Origin of the sequence: Lentzea cavernae (genome assembly GCF_014653695.1) — a bacterium.
Classification (GTDB): domain Bacteria; phylum Actinomycetota; class Actinomycetes; order Mycobacteriales; family Pseudonocardiaceae; genus Lentzea; species Lentzea cavernae.
Window position 1 is genome coordinate 496,766 of sequence record NZ_BNAR01000005.1, and the last position, 23,193, is coordinate 519,958.

Genomic DNA, 23,193 nt, shown 5'->3' on the forward strand with positions numbered 1-23,193 from the left:
GTGCCTCACAGCACGAGCTCGGCCACCACCTCGTCACCCTCCACGACGTCGAGCTCCGTGAAACCCAGTGCGGCGTAGAGCTTGCGCGCCGCCACGTTCTCGGGCTGGTAGGACAGTCGCACCCGGACGCAGTCCGGCTTGGCCGTGAGCCACCGCAGCAGCACGGTCATCGCGGCCCGCCCGAGCCCCTCGCCCTGCCGCGGCGCGTCCACGACCAGCCCACCGACCCAGTGCGCGCCGTCGTCGGGGTCGTGGCCCCACATGACGTGCCCGACGACGTCGTCGTCCGCGCGAACGCCCAGCGAGGTCCACTCGCCCTCGCGTGAGGACAGCAGCAGGTAGCGGGCCGCCGAGGGCGCCACGAAGTCGCGCTGGTCGTCGCGCGGCACCACGTCGGCGACCGCGCGCCAGTTGTCGTCGGTGATGGCGGTGAGCGTCACGAGGCGGCCGCGGGCGTCGCGCACCCCGGAGTCGATCAGGTCGTCGGTCACCGCTCCATGCTGTCAGAAGCAGTCAGACCATGGGGGCGAAGAAGAACGTGTCGCGGCGCTGGAAGAACCCCTTGTCGTTGAAGACGAAGAAGTCGGCGAACCGCAGCGACACCGCGCGCCCGTCCTTCAGCACGCCGTGGAACTCGCCGTGCACGGCCGCGCGGTCGCCGTCGAGCACGGCGGCGGACACCGAGTGGCTGCCCTCCCGGATGGCCCTTTCCTCACCGTAGAAGCGTTTCAGGCTCTCGCGGCCCACCAGCGGCGCGTAGCCGGGCCGGTGGTAGACGGCATCTCCAGCGAACAGGTTCAGCAACCCGGTCAGGTCGTGCGCGTCAACTCGTTGGTAGTACTCGCGAATTCGCTGTTCGCGGACGGTCTGGTCGGTCGCTGCCGTCATTGGAGCCCCCGTGTTCCCGGCCGGTGCCCAGCAAAGTGTCCTCGATGATGGCCATCAGCTCGTCCAGGTGGTGGTGCAGGTAGAAATGCCCGCCGGAGAACCAGCGGGCGGTGCTCCGGCCGGTGCTGAGGTCCGCCCACCGCGCCAGCCGTTCGCCCTCGGTGTCCGGGTCCTGCTCACCGCCGAGAGCGGTGACCGGCACGGCGAACGCGGGGCGCTCGGGGTGCCGGTAGGTCTCGCAGAGCTCGTAGTCCGCCTTGAGCACGCGCAGCAACAACCCCATCAGCTCCGGGTGGTCGAGCACCTCGCTGGCCGTGCCCTGCAACTGCACGATGTGGTCCTGGAACTCCTGCTCCGGCAACGTGTGCAGCGCGGGCCCGACGTGCGGCAGGTGCGGCGCGGGATACCCGGAGGCGAACAGGTGCACCGGCGTCCGCCCCCGCTCGGCCAGCGCATGCGCCAGCTCGTACCCGATGAGCGCACCCATGCTGTGCCCGAAGACGGCGACCGGCCCGCGCACCCGTTCCAGCACGGGCCCGACCAGCTCGTCGACCACCTCGGACACCGACCGCACCAGCGGTTCACCGAAGCGCGCCTCCCTGCCGGGCAGTTGCACCGGCAGCACCTCGATCTGCGGCCCGAGCCGCTCCTGCCAGTCCCGGTAGGCCGACGCCCCCGCACCGGCGTGAGGCACGCACACCAGCTGCACCGCCGCTGCGGCAAGGGGTTCGGTCGCGAACCAGCGCCCGGTCACAGTTCCTCCGTGGTAACGCCTGCGGGCCAGCTCACCGGCAAGCTCCTCACACCGCGCAACAAAGTGCCCGGCAACCAACTCAACTCGTCTTGCGCCACATCCACCATGATGCCCGGAAACCGTTCCAGCAAAGCACGAATCGCGATACGACCCTCCATCCTGGCCAGTGGCGCACCGAGGCAGTAGTGCACGCCATGACCGAAAGCGAGGTGCCCGCCACCGTCCCGCCGCACGTCAAACCGCCCGGGGTCGCTGAACCGCGTCTCGTCCCGGTTGGCCGAGGCCAGCACCACCAGCACCGGATCGCCGGTCTCGACCGCGACCCCGCCGATCTCCACGCGCTCCAGCGCGAACCGGAAGGTCGCCGACTCGATCGGCCCCTCGAACCGCAACACCTCCTCGACCGCACCGTCCACCAGCGAAGGGTCCGCTCGCAGGGCGGCGAGCTGGTCGGGGTGCCGGACCAGCGTCAACACGGCGTTGGTGATGAGGTTGACCGTCGTCTCGTGCCCCGCGGACAGCAACAGGTACGCCATCGCCCGCAACTCGGCACCCGTGAGCCGGTCGCTGTCCTCGTCGGTGGCTCTGATCAGCGCACTGAGCAGGTCGTCACCCGGTTCGTCGCGCTTGACCGCGACCAGCTCCCCGAGATAACCCTTCAGCTGCCCGAACGCCTCCACCTTCGCTGCCAGCCCAACCGGCGCGTTGATGGCGTTCGACCAGCCCCGGAACGACTCCCGGTCCATCGCGGGCACCCCGAGGAGTTCGCAGATCACCCCGATCGACAGCGGAAAGGCGAAGTCCGCCACCAGATCGGCCCGGCCTTCGGCCTGCATCGCGTCCAGCAGACCGTCCACCTGCCGCCGCACACCGCCGGCCATCGCCTCGACCCGCCGCGGTGTGAACTCCTTGGACACGAGCCTGCGCAGACGCGTGTGCTGCGGCGGATCGCTGACCAGCAGGTGCGGCCCGAGGAACTCCTGGTCGAACGAGCTGGCACCGATCTTGGTCAGGTCCTTGGACAACCGGGCGTCGGCCAGCGCCGCACGAGCGACCTCGTAGCCGACGACCAGCCACATCTCCTGCCCGTCCGGCAGCCGCACCCAGTGCACCGGGCCGCGTTCCCGCAGCCTCGCGTACACCTCGTGCGGTTCCTTCAGCAGATCTCCGGATAACTCGCCGGCCCCCAACCGGACGGTGTCCATCCATGTCTCCCCTCGACACAACGCACTGTACGCAGCAACACCAGCCGAGGCGAGGTTCCGCAGAAGTTCATCGTTCGTCTACTGTGGACAGACATTTCACAGTATGCGGAAGGCCGCCAGGACAGGCCACAGAGGCCGGCACCAGTCAGTCGGCGGAGGTGTCGCCGAGCTGCACCCGGTCGAGGAACCCGAGGATCAACCCGGCCACCTCCTCGCCGCGGCTCTCCAGCAGGAAGTGGCCTCCGTCGAGCAGGTGGATCTCGGCGTTGGGCGTGTCCTCGGCGAACGCGGTGGCGCCGTCCGGCCCGAAGATCTCGTCGTTCTTGCCCCACACGGCGAGCACAGGTGTGCGGTGGCTGCGCAGGTGCTCGTGCAGGGCCGGGTAGAGCGGAGGATTGGTCGCGTAGTCGCGGAAGAGGGTCAGCTGGATCTCGTCGTTGCCCGGACGTGAAACGAGCGCGTGGTCGTGGTGCCACGTGTCGGGACTGACGACACTGGGGTCCGGAACGCCGTGGACGTACTGCCACTGGATCGCTTCCAGTGACAGCGCCTCCCGGATGGCGCCTTCGGTCTCGGGCGTCTGCTCGCGCTGGTAGTCCCACACCGGCTTCCAGAAGCTCTCGACGAAGCCCGCGTCGTAGCCGTTGCCGTTCTGCGTGATGATCGCCGTGACCGCATCGGGCCGCGCCAGCACCAGGCGCCAGCCGACCGGAGCGCCGTAGTCCTGCACGTAGATCGCGTACCGGGTCACGCCGAGCTGGTCGAGCAGGCCGGCGGTCAGGTTCGTCAGCGCGTCGAAGCTGTAGTCGAACTCGCTGACCGGCGGCGCGGCGGACAGGCCGAAGCCGAGGTGGTCGGGCGCGATGACGTGGTAGCGCTCGGCCAGCACGGGAATCAGGTCGCGGAACATGAACGAGCTGGTCGGGTACCCGTGCAGCAGCACGACGACGGGCGCGTCGGCGGGTCCCGCCTCCCGGTAGAAGAGCTCCTGACCCGCCACGGTGGCACGGCGGTGGTGAACGACCGGCATGTCTAACTCCAATGGATCGCTTATCTGGTTAGACCAGTGAAGCCACCGCCACCTAACTTGTCAAGCCCCGTTGAACAGGTTAGGTTTGCGGAGTGTTCCCCCAGGACCAGGATCTGCTGCTCGACCTCCTGAACACGACGCCGGTGCTTTCAGGCACTCCCCGGGACGAGTTGTCCACTGAGGACGACGGACGCGCATGGCTTGCGGCACACGGACAAACCGCTTCGATCGGCGAGTGGCGCTCACTGCGTGAAGTGCGTGCGGTCCTGCAGGAAGTCGTGCGAGGTGCGGCACCCGCACGACTGCTGGCGCCGTACCTCGACGGGGTGAGCTACCGCGCCGCGCTCACGAACGACCGGGTCGAATGGCGGCTGGAAGCGCCTCGGCACGGCGAGGCCGCGGCACGCGCCGTCCTGGCATGGGACGCGTTGCGCACGTCGGCACCGGACCGGCTGCGGCCGTGTGCGAACTCCGAATGCAGGCTGTTCCTGTTCGACCGCAGCAAGGCCAACCGCGCCCGCTGGTGCTCGATGACGGCGTGCGGGAACCGCATGAAGGCACGGCGTCACTACGAGCGGACCCGAAAGCCCGATTGAGCTGGCGATCTCCTTGGACGTCAAGGGTTCCGTCGCCGCCGATCACGGCGTGCTCCACGCGGACCCGGTTCCGCTGTCCGCCTGAACCACAGCAGGCCACACGGGTCAGCTGACCCCGGTGAGCTTGGCCCTGACCGCCGCCTCCTCCGGGTGCTCGTGCTCCGCGTACCGGGCGGCCGCCTTCTCCCACCACGCGCGGGCCTCCGCGGGATCACCCAGCTCGTGGTGGGCGTCGCCGAGCAGGTTCTCGGAGTAGGCGAGGTCGACCCACGTGCCCATCTGCCCGAACGACTCCAGCGCGTCCATCAGCTTCGACACCGCCTCCGCGTGTCTGCCGAGCCCGATGTACGCGCGGGCCAGCTCGGACGCCATCAGCCCGCTGTTGTGCGGGTCCGGCACGCCGTCCAGCGCATCCCACTCGGCCGCCAGTTCCAGCACCTCCGCGGGCCTGTCCGCGAGGACGAGCGCCCCGGCGAGCTGGTGCAGGGCCAGCCGCAACCGGGTCGGTGTCCGGGACTTGTCACCGCGCAGCAGTTCGAGCGAGTCCCGCGCCACCTCGACCGCCTCGTGCGGGCGGCCGAGATCCCCGAGCACCCACGCGACGCCCGCCCGGGCCCGCACCTGCCCGGCGACCAGTCCGACCTCCTCCCAGATCAGGTCGGTGGCCTCGAACAGCTCCAGCGCCCTCTCCAGCTCGCCGAGCCGTGCGTGGCCGACCGCGCGCAGGAAGGACATCCTCGCCACCTGCACCCGGTCGCCGAGCCGGTCCGACGCCCGGGTCGCACGCGCGAACAGGCCGATCCACTCACGCCAGAGCCCGAACCGCTCGACCAGGTCGGTCATGAACCACACCAGTTGCGAGGTGTGCCGGTCGTGGCCCTGCTCGTCGGCCAGCACGACGAGCGCGTGGATCACCGTGCGTTCCGCCTGGAACCACGACTCGGCCTGGTCCGGGCGCTCGAACGTCTCCGGGATCGCGCCGGCCGACGGCACGGGAGGGTCGTCGAGGGTCCCGAGGTGGTTCCAGTAGTGCGTGCGGTTGATGCTTTCGAGCGTGTGGAGGTAGTGGTCGAGCATGCGTTCCACCGCCGCCGCGCGGGACGGTCCGGGTTCGTCGGCCTCCGCGCGGTCGGCGGCGTAGACCCGCAGCAGGTCGTGGCACGTGAACCGGCCTGGGGCGTGCTCGACGAGCAGGTTCGCCCTGACCAGTGCGCGGACGGCCTCCTCGGCGGGTTCACCGGCGAGGCTCGTGGCCGCCGCGATCGTGAGGTCCGGTCCCGGATGCACGCCGACGAGCCGGAACATCCGCGCTGCCCGCGGGCTGAGCTGCTGGTAGGACCACTGGAACACGGTGCGGACGCTGGTCTGCGCGTCACCGGTGTCGAGCGAGTCGAGGCGGGTCCGCTCGTCGGCGAGTTCGGTGGCCAGCGCGGACAGCGGGAGGGTCGGGGCCTCGGCCGCCCGTGCCGCCACGATCGCGAGTGCCAGCGGCAGGCCACCGCACCAGGCCACCAGGTCGCCGGCGTCGTCCACCCGCTCCTCACCGAGCCTGCTGACCAGCAGCGCGCGTGCCTCTTCCGCGCTGAGCACGTCGAGGGCGAGATCGCGCCGCGCCAGTCCGGTGAGCCGGTCGCGGCTCGTGATCAGCACGAACGACGGGCCGGTCAGCAGCGGGCGGACGTGCTCGGCGTCGCGGGCGTTGTCGAGCACCACGAGCAGGCGGCGATCCGCCGTCAGCTCGCGGTAGAGCGCTGCCTGGTCGTCCAGAGCCGCCGGGATGCGCTCCGCCGGGACCCCGAGAGCTTCGAGGAACCGGACCAGCACGTCACCGGGCGCCATCGGGTCGCGGTGCCGGTCGAACCCCCGCATGTTCACGTGCAGCTGACCGTCCGGGAAGCGGTCGGCCACGCTGTGCGCCCACTGCACGGCGAGCACGCTCTTGCCGACGCCCGCGGTACCGGTGATCGTGGCGGTGACCGGCCCGGTGCCCTCGGCGAGAGAGGTCAGCTCGCGCAGGTGCCCGGCCCGCCCGACGAAGCGCGGCATGGCGGCGGGGAGCAATCGGGGCGCGCGGCGCCTCGACCTGGCCAGAGCCTCGGCGCACTCCTCCTCCACGTGCCGGATCTCGTTGCGGTGCAACAGGTCTGAAACGACGTTGGTCAGCATCGGGCCGCGCCACAGCTTGCCGGCGTCCGCGAAGTCCTGCGCCGCGACGAGTTCGCGGAACCGCAGCAGGTCGAGCTCTTCGGGCTCGACACGTGCCTCGTATCCGCCGGAGTGCGTCCGCACGCAGTCCGCCCCGCCCAACGCGACCCGCAGCCGCCGCACGACTTGGTGGAGCGACTGCCTGGCCCGAGCGGGCGGCACGCCGTTCCACACCAGCTCCGCCAGTTCGTCGACGGAGACGAACTGGTTGGGGCGCAACAACAACGCCGCCAGCAGCACACGGCACCGCCCGACGGGCACCGGCACGTCGGCGCCGTCGAGCGTCACCTCCAGCGCTCCGAGGACCCCATACCTCACGACCACTGCTGCCTCCATCGACCTGCGACCGAAGCGACGACATTAACGCGCGCACGTCCGCTCGCGCGTTACCGATGTCGTCGTGGACGCCGAGGCCGCTCGCCGGGCATTCCACGACGATCTTTCGCCGACCGTGAATTCCACTGCGCACGGCACATTGCCGGAATCGCCGACAGGTGGTGGCCGAGTCCGTCGAGTGGTTACGGTGACTGAGGGGTTTGGGGTGCCGTGGACGAATTCGTGCCGCGGCAGGGGGAAACAGATTCGCACTGGGGGTTCACCATGCCACGACCGGAACGGCCGTTGGATCCGGAGGGCGGGGCTGTGCAGCAGTTCGCCGCCGAGTTGCGCGAGCTCAGGCACGGGGCGGACGGGCTGACCTACCGGCAGCTGGCGGATCGCAGCGGTTTCGCGGTGACGACGCTTTCCGAGGCGGCAGGGGGACGGAGACTGCCCACACTGGACGTCGCGCTCGCGTATGCCATGGCTTGTGGCGGTGACGAACAGGAGTGGACGGCGAAATGGCGTGCCGCCGCGGTCACCGTCGCCGAGTCGCGCTACGAGCGGCGCCCGGAAGGGCGGGACAAGCCGCCCTATCGCGGTTTGCACGGTTTTCGGACCGCGGACGCTGATCTTTTCTTCGGTCGTGAACGGCTGGTGTCCGATGTCGTCGCGCGGGTGTCCGCTCGTGCCGTCACGGTGATCTGCGGGCCGTCCGGAGCGGGGAGGAGTTCGTTTCTGGCGGCGGGCGTCGTGCCCGCGCTGCGCCAGAGCCTGCGACCGGTCGTCGTGACGCCCGGCGAGGTTCCGCCGGCGGACCTGCTCGCCGGGCTGCCGTCCGGCGAGACGCCCGTGCTGGTCGTGGTCGACCAGTTCGAGCTGGTGTACACGCGGTACGACGCGCGGGAGCGCGAGGAGTTCATCGACGGGATCCTCACGCGGGCAGCTCATCCGGACGGCCGGTTCCGGCTGGTGCTGAGCGTCCGCGCCGACTTCTCCGCGCGGCTGGCCGAGCACCCCGGGTTGTCCGAGGCGGTGCGGGACGACCCGGTGCTCGTCGGTCCGATGCAGGAGCAGGACCTGAGCGCGGCGGTGGTGAAACCCGCGCTGGCGGTGGGGTTGTCGGTCGAGCGGGCGCTGCTGGTGACGGTGGTGAACGAGGCGGGCGGGCAGGCCGGCGCGCTGCCGCTGCTGTCGCACGCCTTGCTGGAGACGTGGCGGCGTCGTCGTGGCGATGTGCTGACACTGGCCGGTTTCACCGCGGCGGGCGGCATCGGCGCCGCGGTGGCGCAGACCGCGGAGACGGCCTACCGCGAGCTCGGCCCCGCGTCGCAACGGCTGGCCGCCGGACTGCTGCTGAGGATGCTCGCCGTCGACGAGGAGACCGGCGCCGTCACCCGCCGCCGCCTGGACCTGGCCGAGCTGCGCGAGATCGCCCCCGGGGCGGAGGAGGTGATCGACCACCTCGCCGGCGCACGGCTGGTCGTCGTCGATCACGACACCGCCGAGATCGCGCACGGGTGTGTGCTGACGGCCTGGCAGCGAATGCGCTCCTGGATCGACGAGCACCACGACGCGCTGCGCGCACACCGGACGATCACCGAAGCGGCCAGGGCCTGGGCCGGCGGGCGGGATCCCTCGGCGGTGGCGACCGGCGCCAGGCTGGAGTCGATGTGCTCGTACGCCGTCTCCGGGTCGGCGCCGTTCGGCCTGAGCCCGCTGGAACGCGCGTTCATCGAGGAGAGCGTCGCGCAGACCCGGCGTGCCGGGGCGGCGGCCAGGCGACGGACCGGCAGGCTGCGCGTGGTGACCGCCGTGGCGGTCGTGTGGGCGCTGATCGCAGGTGTGCTCGCCGTCGTCGCGAGCAATGCCCGGACCGAGGCGCTGGCCGCCCGTGACAACGCCCTGTCCCGGCAGACCGCGTTGACGGCGGCGAAACTGCGCGCCACCGATCCGGGCCTCGCCGCACAGCTGGCGATCGCGGCCTACCGGATCGCACAGACCGGCGAGGCCCGGTCGGAACTGCTCGAACGGTCGAGCGCACCCGTCCCGGCCCGGCATCTCGGCGGTGCGGGCGCGACGGCCCTGGCCGCCTCCCCGGACGGTGACCTGGTCGTGGTGAGCGACGCAACGGACGGCTCGGTCCGCCTGCTCACCAGAACCGGCGCCGGCCTGGCCAAGGCGGGCGTGATCACGCCCCGGCACCAGGACGGCGCCGACGCGAAGGACGCCACGGTCTACGCGCTGGCGTTGTCGGCCGACTCGCGCACGCTCGTGATCGGTGACATGAAGTCGTCCATCACGATGTGGGACGTCACCGACAGGTCCGATCCCCGGCGGCTGGCCGTGCCGATCGCCGCGGGGGTGGGCCCGATCGAACGGCTCGACATCGACCCGACCGGCAGGCAGCTCGCCGCGGCGGGCGGCGACAGGATCCTGCGGTGGAACATCGAGGACCCCGCGAACCCGCGGGCGCTCACGCCCCTGCCCGCCCCGGCGAAGACCAAGACCGTCGTCCACGGCGGCGCCGGCCTGCTCGCGTTCGGCACCGAGGCAGGCCGCGTGCACCTGTGGCAGACCAACGGGAACGGCAGCGGCCCGGACGGCGCCGCGGAGCTGGCCGTGCTGGAGGCCGGTACCCGCGGCGTTCCCGCGGTCTCGTTCTCCCCGGACGGGAAGGTGCTCGTGGCGGGCTCGTTCGACCGCGCGTTGCGGTCGTGGGACATCTCCGCGCCGCGCGAACCCAGGGCGCTCAGATCGCTCACCGACCTGGCCGGCAACAAGATCACGACCACCGCGTTCAGCCCGGACGGCGCTCACCTGGTCGTGGGCAGCGCCGACTCCACGCTGCACGTGCTCGACACCGCCACCTGGACGACGGTGGAGGTCCTCAACCACCCCGACGTCGTCACCTGGGCGCTGTTCACCGACGACGGGCGGTCGATCGTGTCCGTGACGACCGACGGCGCCGCCCGCGTCTGGAAGCTGACCACCGCACTTCCCCCGCGCTCCGGCACACCGGTCTTCGACACGCGGTTCAACGGCGACGGCACGCGGCTGGCCGTCTTCGCCGAGGGCGGCTTCACCCTGTGGGACACCTCGGACCCGACCGCCCGCGCGCCGCTGACCGGCACGATCACCGGCGAGGGCGCCGTGTTCAGCGGCGCGGGCGACCTGTCGGGCGATCTGGTCGCGGCGGGCACCGCAGGGGGCGAGGTCCACCTGCTCGACGTGTCCGATCCGCGGCGTCCCCGGCCGCGCGCCCGGCTCGGCGGATCCCAGGAGGAGGTCACCGCGGTGGCGTTCAACCCCGGCCGCTCGAGGCTCGCGGCCGCGGGACGGGACTCCTCGATCCGGATCTGGGACGTGACCGGCGAGCAGCCACGACTGATCACCGTGTTCGACGCCCCGCGCGAAGTGGTGCTCGACCTCGACTGGAACCCCGCCGGCACACTGCTGGCCGCGGCGAGCGCCGACAGGGGCGTGTACCTGTTCGACCTCTCCGGCACACCGAGCCCGCGCGCCCGTCTCGAAGGCCTGGACAGCTACGTCTACAGCACCGAGTTCGGCCCGTCGGGGAACGTGCTCGCCGCCGGGGGCGTCGACGGCGTCGTGATCCTCTGGGACGTCACGGACCCGGCCGCGCCGGTCCGGCTCGGGCAACCCCTCCGCGGCCCTGCCGGACGGATCCAGGACCTCGGTTTCCACCCGGAGAAAGACCTCCTGGCGGCCAGCGTCATCGACGGCTCGACCTGGCTGTGGACCGTGTCGGACCCCGCGCACCCCGTCCGCACGGCGGTGCTGTCCGCCACCTCCTCGCCGCTCAACACCGCCGTGTTCCGCCCGACCGGCGACCTCCTCGTCGCCGGCGGCGGTGACGGACGGCTGCGCTCGTGGCGCACCGACGAGGAGGCGGTCATCTCCGCGATCTGCGCCGGTGTCGGCGATCCCATCACCGAGCGGGAATGGCGTGCCCACCTGCCCGACGTGCCCTACGCGCCACCGTGTCCGCGCGTCTGACCTCGCCTTTGTCCGCGACCCGCGTTGTCCGGTGCGCGGGTTGTCCGGACGTTCGGGTGGCTCCGGGACAACTCCGCCGCTCGTAGACATGGCTCAGCGAACAGCAGTTCGCGTCAGTCACGAGAAGGGACGACCCCGGACATGCGGACACTTGTGAAGTCCAGTGGTGTGGCCGTGCTCGGTGCCGCGTTGGCGATGGCGAGCGCCGTCCTCGCCACACCGGCCTCCGCCTCCGACGTCGGCATCACGGCCTACACCCCGGAGGGTCTCTGCGGCTCCGGGTACACGCGGGCCGGTTCCCACGCGCTGCCCGGCGCCACGGTCTGGTTGATGAGGGCGTCGAGCAACCGCAAGTGCGTCGTCACCATCAAGACCGCGTCCGTCGGCACCGAGACCTGGACGGGCGCCGCGGTGGGGTCGGCCGTGGACCGCGGCTACTACCGCTACTACGCGGGTCCGGTGAAGCAGCAGGTGCGCTGCGCCTACTGGGGTGGCTCGCACGGGAGCACCACCTGGGTCAGCCCGACGCAGTACTGCAACTGATGACGCCGGGCGAGTCGGTTCGCACTGGGGGTCGAACCGACTCGCCCCGGTCAGGCCGCGGGTGCCGCGAGCAGTCCTGGAGACGCGCGCAACACCCGTGTCACTTTCCTCGCGGATATTGGCATTGTCGCCACTGGAGTGCGTGGATCATGCGCGTGACACTGGCTGAGAACCGCCCCTCCCGGCGCGTTGCTCACCCAAGACACGATGAGGAACACCGATGACCGATCTGATGAAAGCCGTTGTGCTCACCCGTTTCGGAGGGGCCGATGCTTTCGAGCTGCGCGAGGTTCCCGTACCGCGGGTCGGGCCCCGCCAGGTGCGGGTGCGCGTCCGTGCGACCGCCGTCAACCCGCTCGACCACCAGATCCGCCGCGGCGACTACGCGGACCACGTGCCGCTCCCGGCGATCATCGGGCACGACATCTCCGGCGTGGTCGAGGAGGCAGGGTCCCACGTGACCGAGTTCCGCGCCGGCGACGAGGTGTACTACACGCCCCGGATCTTCGGCGGCCCCGGCTCCTACGCCGAGCAGCACGTCGCCGACGTCGACCTCGTCGGCCGGAAGCCGGAGAACCTCAGCCACCTGGAGGCGGCGAGCCTGACCCTCGTCGGCGGAACGGTCTGGGAGGGCCTGGTGACGCGAGCCCGGCTCACCGTGGGCGAGACGATCCTCGTCCACGGAGGCGCGGGCGGTGTCGGCACGATCGCGATCCAGGTCGCGAAGGCGATGGGCGCACGGGTGATCACCACCGCGAAGGCCGGCGACCACGAGTTCGTGCGCTCCCTCGGAGCGGATGAGGCGATCGACTTCACGTCCACGGACTACGTCGGCGCCGTGGCCGAGATGACGCGGGGCGAGGGGGTCGACGTCGTGCTCGACACGATCGGCGGTGACGCGCTCACCCGGAGCCCGCTGGCGCTCGCCGATGCCGGACGCGTCGTCAGCATCGTCGACATCGCGCAGCCGCAGAACCTCATCGAGGCGTGGGACAAGAACGCCTCCTACTACTTCGTCTTCACCCGGCAGAACCGGGGAAAGCTGGACGCGCTCACGACGCTGGTCGAGCGCGGTCTCGTGAAGCCGGTCATCGGCGCGACTCTTCCGCTGGCTCGAACGGGCGAGGCCCACGAACTGCTGGAGAACAGGCGGTCGTACGCACTGCGCGGCAAGGTCGCGATCGACGTCGCGGGGGAAACCGTGGCGCTTCCCCCTCGCGTCTCGTAGCGGAGAGCTCCGGGAGATCGGTGGTCAGCTCCGCCCGGAGAAGGTGGCGCGGTACTCCGAGGGGGACACGTCCAGGAGCCGGCGGAAGTGCAGCCGGAGGTTCGATCCGGTTCCCAGGCCGACCTCGTCCGCGATGCGGTCGACCGACAGCCTGGTGCTCTCCAGGAGTTCGCGGGCGGTGTCGACCCGCGCCCGGAGGATCCACTGCAGCGGGGTGCTGCCGGTCTCCTCGGTGAAGCGGCGCAGGAACGTCCGGGGCGACATCCGCGCGTGCGCGGCGAGTTCGGCGATCGTGAGCTGCCGGCCCAGCTGGGTCATGGCCCACTCGCGCGTCGCCGCGAGGGTGTCGCCACGGGACGGTGAGCTGGTCCTCGGCAGGTACTGGGCCTGTCCCCCGGTCCGGTAGGGCGCGGTGACGAGTCCTCGTGCGATCTCGTTCGCCGCGCTCACGCCGAGGTCGCGCCGGACGATGTGCAGGCACAGGTCGAGACCGGCGGCGGCCCCCGCCGAGGTGAGGACGGATCCCTGGTCGACGAACAGCACGTTCGGCTCGACCGTGATCCGAGGGTGCCGCTGCGCGAGCTCCTGCGCCGCGTCCCAGTGCGTCGTCGCCCGCAGGCCGTCGAGCAGGCCGGCTTCCGCGAGGGCGAACGCGCCGTAGCAGATCGACGCGATGCGGGCCCCGCGGGACGCGGCGCCGCGGAGCGCTTCGTGCACCTCCCCCGGTATCGGCCGGCCCGCCGGTGCGTAGCCGGGGACGACGACCGTGTCCGCGTCGGCCAGTGCCTCCAGGCCCCGCGGGACCGCGTAGCCGAAGCCCCCGTGGGACGGCACCGTTCCGGCGGTGACCCCGCAGGCCGACACCTCGTAGGGGAACCCGGACTCCGGGTGGAACACCTCCGCCGGGATCCCGACGTCCAGCGGGAGCGCCCCGTCGAGCACGAGGACCACCACCTGGTGCGGTCGCTGCATCACCCGACTCCGTTCCGGTCGACGCCTGTCGAGGGCGTCCTCATCCTCGCAGAACCGGCTGTGGCTCCACCGCGCGATCGAACGGCGCTTCGCCGAACGCCGCAACGGCACGGCTGCCGACAAGTCCGCGAGTGGTTCCTGCCACAGCGGCTTGACCATGCCGCAACGGCACGGCCTTCGCTGGACGCACTTGATCACGTGAACCAGGAGGAGACATGAACCCGACCGATCGGAACCGCGGCCCGGCAGGAGAGGAGCAAGCCGTCCGGACGTACTCCTCGAAGCGGCGGCCGACGCCGCTCGACCAGATCGGCGGCCCCGCCGGGTTCGTCTACTCCGCGATCCCCGTCGTCGTGTTCGTGGCAGCCAACGCGTTCCTGCCCCTGACCGCGACGATCACCGTGTCGGTCGCCGTGGGACTGACCATCGCCGGCTACCGGCTGCTGCGCGGCGAGCGGTTCACCCTGGCCGCGGGCGGGCTGCTGGGGCTCGCCATCGCCATCGGCGTCGTCAGCCTGACCGGGTCGGCGCGGGACTTCTTCGTCATCGGCATCTGGACGTACCTGGCGGTGTTCGTCCTCACCCTCGGATCGGTGCTGCTTCGCCGTCCGCTGACCGGTGTCGCGTGGAACCTCGTGCACGGCGGCAAGAACGCCTGGCGGGCCGGCCACCGCGTGCTGCGCGCCCACGACGTCGCCACCCTCGCCGTCGCCGCGGTGTCCGGCGCCCGGTTCGCGGTGCAGCAGTGGCTCTACGTCAGCGACGAGACCGGCTGGCTGGGCGTCGCCCGGATCGCGATGGGCTGGCCGCTGACCGTTCTGGCCGCGCTGGTCGTCGTCTGGGCGTGGCGGCGCAGCACGCGGTTGCTGCCGCCGATTCCTCGTACCTGAGCTGCCCCGGTCCCTTGTGGACGCGCCCTGTGGGAAACTGCGGGAATGCCGTCGGTTCCAGATCGGATCGCCGCCGAGCTCGAGAAGGAGATCCTCGAGCAGCGGTTCGAGTCCGGTGTGCGCTTCGCCCTGCGCACCGAGCTGATCGAGAGGTTCGGCGTCAGCGCCAACGCCATGAACGAAGCGTTGCGCATCCTGCGGGAACGCGGCGTGGTGCAGGTGAAGCCCGGTGCCCAGGGCGGCGTGTTCGTCGCGCAGCCGCCTCCGCAGGTCCGCCTGGGCGTGATCGATCTCTGGTTCCGCGGGCTGCGGGTTCACGCGGCCGACCTGTTCGAGGCCCGCTCGCTGCTGGAGGACGGCTTCGCCGAGGTGGCGGCCGAACGAGCGACTCCGGAGGACGCTCGCGACCTGGAATGGGCCCTGGAGGAACTGCGGTCGCGCAAGGGCGACGCGGTGCAGTACCTCGAGGCGAACATGCGGTTCCACGGTGTGATCGCCCGCGCGGCTCGTGTTCCGGTGCTCGCGGACTTCCACGAGTCCATTGTGGTCCTGCTGCGCGGCGCGCTGGTCCGGGCCGAGTTCGCCGAGCCGGACGTGCGCGCCGCACTGGACTTCAACGTCGCGGTGCACGCGCGTCTGGCGAAGGCGATCATCACCCGCGACCGCAAGGCGTTGGTGTCCGCGCTCGCCGACCACAGAACCGACCTGGTCCGGCTCTCCGAACCGGCCTGGCGGCACGACGGCGACTCAGGCTGACCGCGCGACCGCCGTCTCGGACAGGAAGCTCTTCAGCAGCTCCACGAATCGGCGGCCCTGCTCGATCTGGACCCAGTGCCCGCAGCGTGCGAACACGTGCAGCTGGGCCTTGTCGATCAAGTCGAGCAGTTTCAGGGAGTTCGCCATCGGGATCACCCGGTCGTCGCGACCGTGCACGATGAGCGTCTCGTGCCGCACCGACGCGATGACGTCGTCCGCGAGCGCCAGCGCGTGGATCCCGTTCTGCCTCGGCTCCGGGAACATGCCGGCGTAGGCCTCGTGCACCCCGGGTCTGGTGGCGGCGTCGAGGCGCAGCCTGACCAGGTCCTCGCGCACTGCCGAGTCGTCGAACGTGAAGACGCGCATGAGTTCGCGCATCGCTTCCAGGGTCGGCTCGAACCCCCAGACCGCGTCGAGGCCAGGGGTGATCTCGAACGGCACTCCGACGCTGCCCATCAGGACGAGGCGGTCGACCCGTTCGGGGGCGGCGGTCGCCAGACGCAACGCGAGCGCACCGCCGAAGCTGTTGCCCACCAAGGAGACCTTCGACAGGCCCAACGCGTCCAGGAACCCCAGCAGGTGCTCGAGCCACACATCAGGACCGTATGTGAGGCCGTCGGGTCTGTCCGTGTAGCCGAAACCGACGACGTCGGGCGCGAGAACCCGGTGGCCGCGCGCCAGTTCCGGGAGAACCGTCCGCCAGTTCGCCCAGGCCGACACACCCGGTCCGGAGCCGTGGACCAGCAGGACCGGCGGACCGTCGCCCAGGTCGTGGTAGTTGGTCGCGATGCCGTTGACGTCGACGCTCAGGCCGATTTCCTCGTTGAGGACACCCATGCGGCGATAGTTGCACAACTTTCGACTGCTTCCTAGTGAGCTGTTTCCAATCTCCGTTGTGTGCCAACAGATACCAGCCGAAACTTATGCAACTTTGCGGAAGAATGACAGATGTTCGAACTTGAACTACCCGTCGGCGGCTTCTATTCTGCGAGGACGGAGGAAGGGTTCGCCCACGTCGCGCAAAGGTGTGCCATGACAGTCATCCACGTTGTGCCGCAGGGCGTGCAGGTGCGCGCAAGACCCGACGAGTCAGTAGTGGACGCTCTGCGCCGCAACGGTTGGCGGAGCCCGTACAAGTGCCGTCGCGGTGGCTGCGGAGCCTGCCGGGCGCACCTGGTCGAAGGGCACGTTCGCTACCCGGTGCCGGTGGCGGAGTCGGTGCTGGACGAAGCCGCCCGGAAGGCCGGGCAATGCCTGCCGTGCCGCGCCGTGCCCACCACGGACGTGGTGATCGACTTCGGTGCACGACCGCTGCGTGCCGTGCTGACCAGCCCCTCCCCCGAGCACCACCTCAATCCCACCGTCGCAAAAGGACGTTGACCATGGCAGTGATCAGACTCGGCTACGTGCACGTGCGCGTCACCGATCTCGAGCAAGCACGGGTGCACTACCTGGAAACACTGGGCATGGACGCCGTCCACGAGGAGCCCGGCAAGGTCTACCTCAAGTCGTGGGACGAGGACGACCACCACTCCGTCGTGCTCGAGGAAGGCGGAGTCGGACTGGTCAAGTTCGGCTACAAGGTCACCGGTGACGGCACGCTCGACACGATCGAGGACAAGGCGCGGACCTTCGGCGCCTCGTGCGAACGGATGTCCAAGGGCGACAACGCCGGTGTGGGCGACGGGCTGCGCATCACGCTGCCCTCCGAGCATGTGCTGGAGCTGTACTCGGACGTGGAACTGCTGGGCACCAAGGTCGGCAAGCTCAACCCCGACCCGTGGCCGCGCAACCTGCGGGGCATAGGAGTGCCGAGGATCAACCACGCGCTCATCACCACGGAAGACCCCGCGTTGCTCGAACGGTTCTTCCAGGACGTGCTCTCGTTCCGCCCCGCCGAACGGCTCGTCGCGGGCGATGAGGACTCCGACCTCGTGGGGTCGTGGATGTTCTGCGGCGATCAGCCCCACGACATCGCGTTCGTCAAGGGGGACAACGGCAAGCTGCACCACTTCGCCTACGAGATCGACGACTGGAGCGCGTTGCTCAAGGCGGGCGACATCATGTCGATGGACGACGTCCCCATCGACTTCGGTCCGGCACGTCACGGCATCACGCGCGGCGGCACGATCTACTTCTTCGACCCGGCCGGCAACCGCAACGAGGTCTTCTCCGGCGGCTACCGCACCGGCCCCGACTTCCGGCCCATCACGTGGACCATGGACCAAGCCGCTCGCGGCATCAACTACACGCACCGCGAGATCGACCAGGACTTCCTGCAGGTGGTCACATGACCGTTCCCAGGAAGTCCAGCATGCGCGCCGTCGTGCTCAACGCGCCCGGACCACCGGAGTCGCTGGTGGTCCAGGACGTGCCACTGCCCGAGCCGGAACCGGGCTGGGTGCGAATCCGCGTGCGCGCGTTCGGGCTGAACCGCTCCGAGTTGTACACCAGGCAGGGGTTGTCGGGCGACGCGGTCACCTTCCCGCGGGTGCCGGGCATCGAAGCGGTCGGCACGGTGGACGTCGACCCCTCGGGCACGCTGCGGCACGGGCAGCAGGTGGCGGCGATCATGGGCGGGATGGGCAGGAAGTTCGACGGCGGATACGCCGAGTACGTGTGCGTCCCGGCATCCGTGGTGATCCCGTTCAGCTCCGACCTCGACTGGGCCGTTCTCGGTGCCGTGCCCGAAATGCTGCAAACAGCGCACGGGTCGCTGACCACGGGCGTCGATCTGCGACCCGGCCAGACGCTGCTGATCCGCGGCGGCACGTCGTCAGTAGGACTGACGGCGGCGTTGCTGGCGAAGAAGATGGACGCCGTGGTGCTCGCCACCACGCGCGATCCCGCCAAAGCGGACTTGCTGCGCGCACAAGGCGTCGACCACGTGCTGATCGAGGACGGCGCCGTCGCGGTGCAGGTCCGCCGCCTCGTTCCCGAAGGGGTGCACGGCGCCATCGAACTCGTCGGAACCGGAACGTTGCCGGACACGCTGCGGGCCACTCGCACTCAGGGCACGGTGTGCTTCACCGGCATGCTCGCCAACGAGTGGACGATTCCCCAGTTCCACCCCATGGACGTGATCCCTCAGGGCGTGCGTCTCACCGCCTACGCGGGTGAGGCGCACAACCTGAGCCCTCAGGTGCTGCAACAGTTCCTCGACGATGTCGCCTCCCATCGCATTCACGTGCCGCTGGCGCGCCGGTACCGGCTCGACGAGATCGTCGCGGCTCATCGTGAGATGGAGGCGAACTCGCTGGGAGGCAAGGGGGTGGTGGTCACCTGAACGGGCGCCCGGTCCGTGCCGGACCGGTCACACCGTCCACGACCTCGTCAGCTCCCGGACTTGCGAAGCGACTCGACAGCGGCGTCGACCGTGTCGGCGAGCGGGAGGACCTCGCTCAACCCGGTGATGAACAGCGGGTGCTGAGCAGCGTTGTCCTCCGCCACGATCACGAACCCGATCTCGTCGTTCTGGGCTCGCCCGTGCAGCTTCAACAGCATCGACAACCCGGCCGAGCTCAGGAACGACACCGCGAGGTCGACCACGAGGGCGGGCGGCCGCTTGTCCAGCAGATCACCCAGGGCGGTGCCGACGCCGTCGACGGTGGCCGGGTCGAGCTCTCCCGTGACCGTGGCGACGAGCACTCCGTCGCGATCGGCGGTCTGCACCTCGGCCGCGGGCCCGTCGGCTGGCTCGACCGTCATCGTGCACCCTGCGGACGCATCACTACTGTTCCTCCAAAAGACGTCATCACCGCGCGTACATTCCGACGCTACGTTGCGCTCACAGGATCCTCAACTCGACGCCGCCGTGCCTGGGGGCGCACCGTTCGTGCCGATCCGTGCACCGGGGACTGGATCCAGCGGTCCCATCCGGTCACTATGTGGGCTGAGTCGTCGAAACACGAACAAGGGGAGTGTGCGCCCGTGGTCAGGGTGGACAGCGTGGACGAGGCCGAGCGCTTGAGGAAGTCGATCCAGGACGGGGGGGTCCTGGAGGTCGTCGGCCCGGTGTCCGGCATCGGCCTGGTGGGCGTGCCCACGACCAGCGCGGACAGCATCGCGATCGACCCCGGCGACTTCGACCAGGCGATCAGGCTGCTGCACCAGCGCCGGGACGAACTGGCGGGCCACCTGGCGGGCAGCTCGGTTCTGGCCACGCCGTTGCCGGACGGCAAGGGGCCGGTCGCGGTGCAGATGCGCAAGGCGTTCGGGTTGCGGGCCCGGGATGCCGAAGGTGGTGTCCGGGCCGCGCTGACGTCCTACGTCCGGCAGCTCGACCTGGTGATCGAGGCGTTGGAGAACGTCAAGAAGACGCAGGTGGCGGTGGACGAGAACGCCGCCGCGACGTTCAAGAGGCAGGCATGAGCAGGGACAAGGGGTACTACTCCGAGGAGCACAGGCCGTCGGCTAGGCAGGCTCGGCGCGAGAGGAGGCTACGGGCGCAGCGGCGCAGGAATCTCGTCGAGGACGCGTTCGACTCCGGGACCATTCGCTGGGACGCGTACACGCACCAGCAGATGTGGGACATGGTGCACGCGGCGGACGTGCCGGGGATGTCGGTGCGGAGCGGGCAGTGGCAGGAGCTCGCGCCCGGGTTGCGCGGCACGTCGCGGTCGGTGCAGGACGTCGTCAACCGGCTCACCGCGTCCTGGCGCGGGCCGTCGGCGGAGCTGGCGGCTCAGGCGGCCTCGGCGTTGACCTCGTGGGGTGAGAACGTCGGCGACTCCGCGGAGCGGGTGGCGCGTGGTCTCGAGAACTACACGTCGGTGCTGCAGGAGACGAAGCGGCGGTTGCCGGAGCCGGTGCACTACTGGGCCGAGCGGCACTTCCGGGAGGGCTACGACGTCAAGGTGGTCGACGGGCCGCAGGGGTTGAACCTGCTGGAGCAGCTGACCGACGACCACATGCCGACCAAGGCCGAGGCGCGCAACGCCAAGGCGGAGGCGGTGGCCGTCATGCAGGTGTACGAGAACGAGAGCAGGAACACCCGCAGCACTCTGCCGGTGTTCGACACGGCACCGCCGGTCGCACAGCCGCCGGGTCCTGTCACGCCGACGCCACCGCCGCCACCCGTGACCGTGCCGCCCGAGAGCACACCGGAGGCGACGCCGCGGCCGCTGGAGCCGGTACCGGCACCGGACGTGCGCCCGCCGGCACACGAGGACGACGACACCACGTCGGTCGCCGCGTTCGGCCCCACCGGCGCGGGAACTGGTCCGCACGGCGCGACGGCGTTCGGCGCACCGATCGGCGGTGTCCACGGCGCCACGCCGGGCGGGACTGCCGCGGGCCTGCAGGGCGGACCTGGGGTGCCGGGCGGTGCCGCCGGCGTGCTGGGTCAGCAGGCGGGCAGCGGCACTGCGGCGGGCCTGAGCGGTCGTGGTCCGGGAGGCGCGCCGGGGGCGGGTGGGTACGGCATGATGCCGCCCGCGGCCGGTGGCGGTGGTGAGGAGGACCGGCAGCACACCAACCGGTACGCGGAGCGGATGGACTTCCTGGACGACATCCCGCCGGGTGCGCCGCCCGTGCTGGGCGAATGAGCGACGGGTTCGTCGTCGACGTCGCCGCCGTCCGCGTGACGGCGGAGCGGCTGGACGACGCGGGTGAGGCGCTCGGCGAGGTGGTCGACGCGCTCGGACTCGGTTCGGCCGGGGATCTGGGGCCGGGGGTCACGGAGGCCGCGGACGAGCTGATGCGGTCGTGGGAGGACAAGGTGGCAGCGCTGCGCTCCACGCTCGCGGACGCGTCCGCTGAGCTCCGGTCGGCCGCGGCGGCCTACCGCGACGCTGATGAGCTGGGTCATGGGTGACTACCGGGGCCTCGGCTTCGACCCGGTGCCGGGTGATGCGGGAGCTGTCAGCTCGGCCGGCGAGCGGTGCCGGCTCCTGGTGGAGGTTCCGGCGCCGCCGGGCGGCTGGGAAGGGGCCGCGGCCGAGGCGTTCACAGCCCGGCTGGCCGGTGTGCGCGAGGAGCTCGAGACGGCGCGGCGCACGTTGAACGCCGCCGCCGGCGCGTTGGAGGACTGGGCGGGAACGGTGTTGGCGAACCAGCGCAGGGCGGAAGAGCTGGACAGGCGTGCACGGGAGCTGCGGCGTGCGGTCGAGGACGCGGACAACGAGGTGGTCCTGGCGTCCTTCCGCGGGGGTCCGGCGCACGTGGCCGCCACGGCGCGGCTGGAGGAGCTGCGCCGGGACCTCGACGGTGTGCTGGCGGCGGCGCGGGATCTGGAAGCCGACCACCACAGCACCGCGCGGCGGGTCGCGGAGCGGTTGCGCCACCTGCTCGGCGGCGGGGTGGAGGCGGCCGGGAACGTGCCCAGTCGCGAGGAGCTGTTCGGTGGCGTCGTCCAGGCGTTGAACGCCTACTCGGCGCTGGGTGGCGAACTGGCCGGGACGCTGCTCGCCGCACCGCGCACCACCACCAGGCCCAGCGGTGGAGCGGCTGCCTTCGTCTCGGCACTCGGTGAGCGGTGAGACTCACGCCGGTGCGGGGCGTCACCCCGGTCTCCGTGAGCTCGGCCGAGGCGACGTCCGCCGAGTTGTTGTCGTTGCTGCGGCGGTTGCGCGGGCCGGACCGGGCGCGCGACCCCGGTCTGGAGATCGCGGCCGCGCAGGCCGCCGAGCTGGCGCAGCGCCACGACGCCGGTGTCGTGGCGATCGTCGAGCACCTCGACGCCGACCCGGCGGTGCTGGTGGCGGGTCTGGTGGCGGTCGAGCGCGTGCTGACGCCGGAGGCCGCGCGGGAGCTGTGCTTCCACCTCGCCGACGCCGGTGGTCCCGGCATCACCGAGATGACCAGCGCCATAACCGCGCGCGGTTATCCGGCGGTGATCGTCGAGCGGGTCCCGGCGACCGGTGTCGGGGCGCAGCTGCAGATCGTCGTGCCCGATCCGGCACGCCCGAGGATCGCCGTGTTCACCCTGCACTCCCCCACCGGGCGCGGGTGGCTGGAGCTGGCCGGCATCGCCGGGCGGTTCGTGAACGGCGTGGAGTTCACCTCGGCAGCGCGTGCCGGCGGTAGTCGGTCGGAGGCTGTCCCACCAGCGCGCGGAAGGCTCGGGAGAAGTGCGTCGCACTGACGAACCCGCAGTCGCGGGAGATCTCGCCGACGCCGCGGTCGGCCTTTGCCGGGTCGGCCAGCAGGGCCTTCGCGCGGTCGATGCGCAGCATCTTGATCCGCTCGGCGACGTTCGGCTCGCCCTCGAACACCTGGTACAGCCGCCGCAGCGAGATGTTCAGCGCCTTGGCGACCTCGCCGGGCGTCAGGGACGGGTCGCCGAGGTGCGCGCGGATGTGCTCGAGCGCGGCACGCCGGTGCCCGGTGGCGATGTCGGCGCGCTCCAGTTCGTCGCGCAACGCGCTGCGCAGCACCATCTCCGCGAGTCCGACGAGGTGGTGCGCCACGCCGACCGGGTCCAGCACGTCCCGTGCGGCGAGGACGTGCCCGACCGCGCTGGAGAACGCGGTGCGCAGGCCCTCGCCGACCTCGACGGGCTGGAACATGAGCCGGCGCAGGTCGGTGAACCCGGTCGACAGCTTGGCCTCGGGCACGGTCAGCATGATCGTGCCGACGGGCAGGACGTGCAGGGAGCAGTCGCCGAACACGTGCGTGTTCCCGGGCACGGAGCGGTGGACCGGGCACCGCATCAGCAGCTGGACGGACTGGGGCGTGGACGGCGAGCCGGTCAGGGCGGCCCTGGCCGCCGCCGCACCAGAGGCGCGCACGACCAGCACACCGCTCGCGACCTCCGCGTCCTGTTGCACGCGGACAAGATTAACCACG

The 23,193-nt window shown here is 70.9% G+C and carries 24 protein-coding genes; 14 read left to right on the forward strand and 10 right to left on the reverse strand.

Going from position 1 to position 23,193, the window contains the following annotated elements; all coding sequences use genetic code 11:
- Positions 1-5 precede the first annotated feature (5 nt).
- The 5 genes from IE307_RS19570 to IE307_RS19590 form a co-directional block, all read right to left on the reverse strand.
- Positions 6-491: a GNAT family N-acetyltransferase gene (locus tag IE307_RS19570; protein ID WP_229904875.1), complete on the reverse strand. Its 486-nt coding sequence runs from the start codon at positions 489-491 to the stop codon at positions 6-8.
- Between the two features lie 22 nt (positions 492-513).
- A complete protein-coding gene (locus tag IE307_RS19575) occupies positions 514-888 on the reverse strand; it encodes a nuclear transport factor 2 family protein (RefSeq protein WP_191299472.1) in 375 nt (124 codons plus the stop codon).
- Positions 824-1,642, reverse strand: coding sequence for a thioesterase II family protein (locus tag IE307_RS19580; protein ID WP_191299474.1), 819 nt, complete (start codon positions 1,640-1,642; stop codon positions 824-826). Before IE307_RS19580 ends, IE307_RS19575 begins: the two co-directional genes overlap by 65 nt.
- Positions 1,639-2,847 carry a cytochrome P450 family protein gene (locus IE307_RS19585; protein WP_191299477.1) on the reverse strand — a complete coding sequence of 403 codons (1,209 nt, stop codon included), beginning with the start codon at positions 2,845-2,847 and terminating at the stop codon, positions 1,639-1,641. Before IE307_RS19585 ends, IE307_RS19580 begins: the two co-directional genes overlap by 4 nt.
- Before the next feature lie 145 nt (positions 2,848-2,992).
- The gene (locus tag IE307_RS19590) at positions 2,993-3,877 is read right to left on the reverse strand and encodes an alpha/beta fold hydrolase (RefSeq protein WP_191299479.1); all 885 of its coding nucleotides are present in this window, start codon (positions 3,875-3,877) and stop codon (positions 2,993-2,995) included.
- 92 nt (positions 3,878-3,969) lie between these two features.
- Between IE307_RS19590 and IE307_RS19595 the strand changes: the two genes are divergently transcribed.
- Complete coding sequence (locus tag IE307_RS19595; RefSeq protein ID WP_191299481.1) at positions 3,970-4,473, forward strand: CGNR zinc finger domain-containing protein; 504 nt, start codon at positions 3,970-3,972, stop codon at positions 4,471-4,473.
- Between the two features lie 105 nt (positions 4,474-4,578).
- On the opposite strand, the gene IE307_RS19600 is transcribed toward IE307_RS19595, so the two are convergent.
- Positions 4,579-6,996, reverse strand: coding sequence for a tetratricopeptide repeat protein (locus IE307_RS19600; RefSeq protein ID WP_191299483.1), 2,418 nt, complete (start codon positions 6,994-6,996; stop codon positions 4,579-4,581).
- Positions 6,997-7,278: 282 nt separating this feature from the next.
- On the opposite strand from IE307_RS19600, the gene IE307_RS19605 reads away from it, so the two are divergent.
- The 3 genes from IE307_RS19605 (at position 7,279) to IE307_RS19615 (ending at position 12,787) form a co-directional block, all read left to right on the forward strand.
- Positions 7,279-11,016 (forward strand): nSTAND1 domain-containing NTPase, encoded by a 3,738-nt coding sequence (locus IE307_RS19605; protein WP_191299485.1) that lies wholly within the window; start codon positions 7,279-7,281, stop codon positions 11,014-11,016.
- 141 nt (positions 11,017-11,157) lie between these two features.
- Positions 11,158-11,559: a serine/threonine protein kinase gene (locus IE307_RS19610; protein ID WP_191299487.1), complete on the forward strand. Its 402-nt coding sequence runs from the start codon at positions 11,158-11,160 to the stop codon at positions 11,557-11,559.
- Between the two features lie 220 nt (positions 11,560-11,779).
- On the forward strand, positions 11,780-12,787 hold the full coding sequence (locus tag IE307_RS19615; RefSeq protein ID WP_191299489.1) for a zinc-dependent alcohol dehydrogenase family protein: 1,008 nt from the start codon (positions 11,780-11,782) through the stop codon (positions 12,785-12,787).
- Positions 12,788-12,811: 24 nt separating this feature from the next.
- Here the strand turns inward: IE307_RS19615 and IE307_RS19620 are convergent, their stop codons facing one another.
- Positions 12,812-13,759: a GlxA family transcriptional regulator gene (locus IE307_RS19620; RefSeq protein ID WP_191299491.1), complete on the reverse strand. Its 948-nt coding sequence runs from the start codon at positions 13,757-13,759 to the stop codon at positions 12,812-12,814.
- 215 nt (positions 13,760-13,974) lie between these two features.
- Here IE307_RS19620 and IE307_RS19625 point away from each other — a divergent pair, with 215 nt between their 5' ends.
- Together IE307_RS19625 and IE307_RS19630 are read left to right on the forward strand one after the other, a co-directional pair.
- A complete protein-coding gene (locus IE307_RS19625; RefSeq protein WP_191299493.1) occupies positions 13,975-14,649 on the forward strand; it encodes a DUF3159 domain-containing protein in 675 nt (224 codons plus the stop codon).
- Positions 14,650-14,694: 45 nt separating this feature from the next.
- Positions 14,695-15,405: a FadR/GntR family transcriptional regulator gene (locus tag IE307_RS19630; protein ID WP_191299495.1), complete on the forward strand. Its 711-nt coding sequence runs from the start codon at positions 14,695-14,697 to the stop codon at positions 15,403-15,405.
- Here the strand turns inward: IE307_RS19630 and IE307_RS19635 are convergent.
- Positions 15,397-16,242: an alpha/beta fold hydrolase gene (locus tag IE307_RS19635; protein ID WP_191299497.1), complete on the reverse strand. Its 846-nt coding sequence runs from the start codon at positions 16,240-16,242 to the stop codon at positions 15,397-15,399. The two genes, IE307_RS19630 and IE307_RS19635, sit on opposite strands and share 9 nt — an antisense overlap.
- 195 nt (positions 16,243-16,437) lie before the next feature.
- Between IE307_RS19635 and IE307_RS19640 the strand changes: the two genes are divergently transcribed.
- Genes IE307_RS19640 through IE307_RS19650 form a run of 3 tightly spaced genes read left to right on the forward strand, consistent with a single transcriptional unit; the run spans position 16,438 to position 18,691 of the window.
- Positions 16,438-16,785: a 2Fe-2S iron-sulfur cluster-binding protein gene (locus IE307_RS19640; protein ID WP_229904876.1), complete on the forward strand. Its 348-nt coding sequence runs from the start codon at positions 16,438-16,440 to the stop codon at positions 16,783-16,785.
- Between the two features lie 2 nt (positions 16,786-16,787).
- The gene (locus IE307_RS19645; RefSeq protein WP_191299499.1) at positions 16,788-17,699 is read left to right on the forward strand and encodes a catechol 2,3-dioxygenase; all 912 of its coding nucleotides are present in this window, start codon (positions 16,788-16,790) and stop codon (positions 17,697-17,699) included.
- A complete protein-coding gene (locus IE307_RS19650; protein ID WP_229904877.1) occupies positions 17,696-18,691 on the forward strand; it encodes a zinc-binding alcohol dehydrogenase family protein in 996 nt (331 codons plus the stop codon). The genes IE307_RS19645 and IE307_RS19650 overlap by 4 nt, the downstream gene beginning before the upstream one ends.
- 47 nt (positions 18,692-18,738) lie before the next feature.
- Here IE307_RS19650 and IE307_RS19655 read toward each other — a convergent pair whose 3' ends face one another.
- Entirely contained in the window at positions 18,739-19,113 is a 375-nt protein-coding gene (locus IE307_RS19655; RefSeq protein ID WP_191299501.1) for an STAS domain-containing protein, read from the reverse strand.
- A gap of 222 nt (positions 19,114-19,335) precedes the next feature.
- Between IE307_RS19655 and IE307_RS19660 the strand changes: the two genes are divergently transcribed.
- From IE307_RS19660 to IE307_RS19680, 5 genes are read left to right on the forward strand one after another with little or no spacing between them, the layout of a single operon-like run.
- Positions 19,336-19,776, forward strand: a complete 441-nt coding sequence (locus IE307_RS19660; protein WP_191299503.1) for a hypothetical protein — start codon at positions 19,336-19,338, stop codon at positions 19,774-19,776.
- Positions 19,773-20,951 carry a PPE domain-containing protein gene (locus IE307_RS19665; protein ID WP_191299505.1) on the forward strand — a complete coding sequence of 393 codons (1,179 nt, stop codon included), beginning with the start codon at positions 19,773-19,775 and terminating at the stop codon, positions 20,949-20,951. The genes IE307_RS19660 and IE307_RS19665 overlap by 4 nt, the downstream gene beginning before the upstream one ends.
- Complete coding sequence (locus IE307_RS19670; RefSeq protein ID WP_191299507.1) at positions 20,948-21,220, forward strand: WXG100 family type VII secretion target; 273 nt, start codon at positions 20,948-20,950, stop codon at positions 21,218-21,220. Before IE307_RS19665 ends, IE307_RS19670 begins: the two co-directional genes overlap by 4 nt.
- Complete coding sequence (locus IE307_RS19675; protein ID WP_191299509.1) at positions 21,201-21,884, forward strand: hypothetical protein; 684 nt, start codon at positions 21,201-21,203, stop codon at positions 21,882-21,884. Before IE307_RS19670 ends, IE307_RS19675 begins: the two co-directional genes overlap by 20 nt.
- On the forward strand, positions 21,881-22,489 hold the full coding sequence (locus tag IE307_RS19680) for a hypothetical protein (RefSeq protein ID WP_191299511.1): 609 nt from the start codon (positions 21,881-21,883) through the stop codon (positions 22,487-22,489). Before IE307_RS19675 ends, IE307_RS19680 begins: the two co-directional genes overlap by 4 nt.
- Here the strand turns inward: IE307_RS19680 and IE307_RS19685 are convergent.
- The gene (locus tag IE307_RS19685; protein WP_229904878.1) at positions 22,404-23,174 is read right to left on the reverse strand and encodes a helix-turn-helix domain-containing protein; all 771 of its coding nucleotides are present in this window, start codon (positions 23,172-23,174) and stop codon (positions 22,404-22,406) included. The genes IE307_RS19680 and IE307_RS19685 overlap by 86 nt on opposite strands.
- Positions 23,175-23,193 lie beyond the last annotated feature (19 nt).

Bases quoted from the DNA above. Each gene is read 5' to 3' on its own strand.
- IE307_RS19650 (WP_229904877.1), top strand. From the start codon at position 17,696: ATGACCGTTCCCAGGAAGTCCAGCATGCGCGCCGTCGTGCTCAACGCG.
- IE307_RS19615 (WP_191299489.1), top strand. From the start codon at position 11,780: ATGACCGATCTGATGAAAGCCGTTGTGCTCACCCGTTTCGGAGGGGCC.
- IE307_RS19640 (WP_229904876.1), top strand. From the start codon at position 16,438: ATGACAGTCATCCACGTTGTGCCGCAGGGCGTGCAGGTGCGCGCAAGA.
- IE307_RS19625 (WP_191299493.1), top strand. From the start codon at position 13,975: ATGAACCCGACCGATCGGAACCGCGGCCCGGCAGGAGAGGAGCAAGCC.
- IE307_RS19645 (WP_191299499.1), top strand. From the start codon at position 16,788: ATGGCAGTGATCAGACTCGGCTACGTGCACGTGCGCGTCACCGATCTC.
- IE307_RS19665 (WP_191299505.1), top strand. From the start codon at position 19,773: ATGAGCAGGGACAAGGGGTACTACTCCGAGGAGCACAGGCCGTCGGCT.
- IE307_RS19590 (WP_191299479.1), bottom strand. From the start codon at position 3,877: ATGCCGGTCGTTCACCACCGCCGTGCCACCGTGGCGGGTCAGGAGCTC.
- IE307_RS19675 (WP_191299509.1), top strand. From the start codon at position 21,201: ATGAGCTGGGTCATGGGTGACTACCGGGGCCTCGGCTTCGACCCGGTG.
- IE307_RS19670 (WP_191299507.1), top strand. From the start codon at position 20,948: ATGAGCGACGGGTTCGTCGTCGACGTCGCCGCCGTCCGCGTGACGGCG.
- IE307_RS19630 (WP_191299495.1), top strand. From the start codon at position 14,695: ATGCCGTCGGTTCCAGATCGGATCGCCGCCGAGCTCGAGAAGGAGATC.
- IE307_RS19620 (WP_191299491.1), bottom strand. From the start codon at position 13,759: ATGCAGCGACCGCACCAGGTGGTGGTCCTCGTGCTCGACGGGGCGCTC.
- IE307_RS19585 (WP_191299477.1), bottom strand. From the start codon at position 2,847: ATGGACACCGTCCGGTTGGGGGCCGGCGAGTTATCCGGAGATCTGCTG.
- IE307_RS19610 (WP_191299487.1), top strand. From the start codon at position 11,158: ATGCGGACACTTGTGAAGTCCAGTGGTGTGGCCGTGCTCGGTGCCGCG.
- IE307_RS19635 (WP_191299497.1), bottom strand. From the start codon at position 16,242: ATGGGTGTCCTCAACGAGGAAATCGGCCTGAGCGTCGACGTCAACGGC.
- IE307_RS19655 (WP_191299501.1), bottom strand. From the start codon at position 19,113: ATGACGGTCGAGCCAGCCGACGGGCCCGCGGCCGAGGTGCAGACCGCC.
- IE307_RS19605 (WP_191299485.1), top strand. From the start codon at position 7,279: ATGCCACGACCGGAACGGCCGTTGGATCCGGAGGGCGGGGCTGTGCAG.
- IE307_RS19575 (WP_191299472.1), bottom strand. From the start codon at position 888: ATGACGGCAGCGACCGACCAGACCGTCCGCGAACAGCGAATTCGCGAG.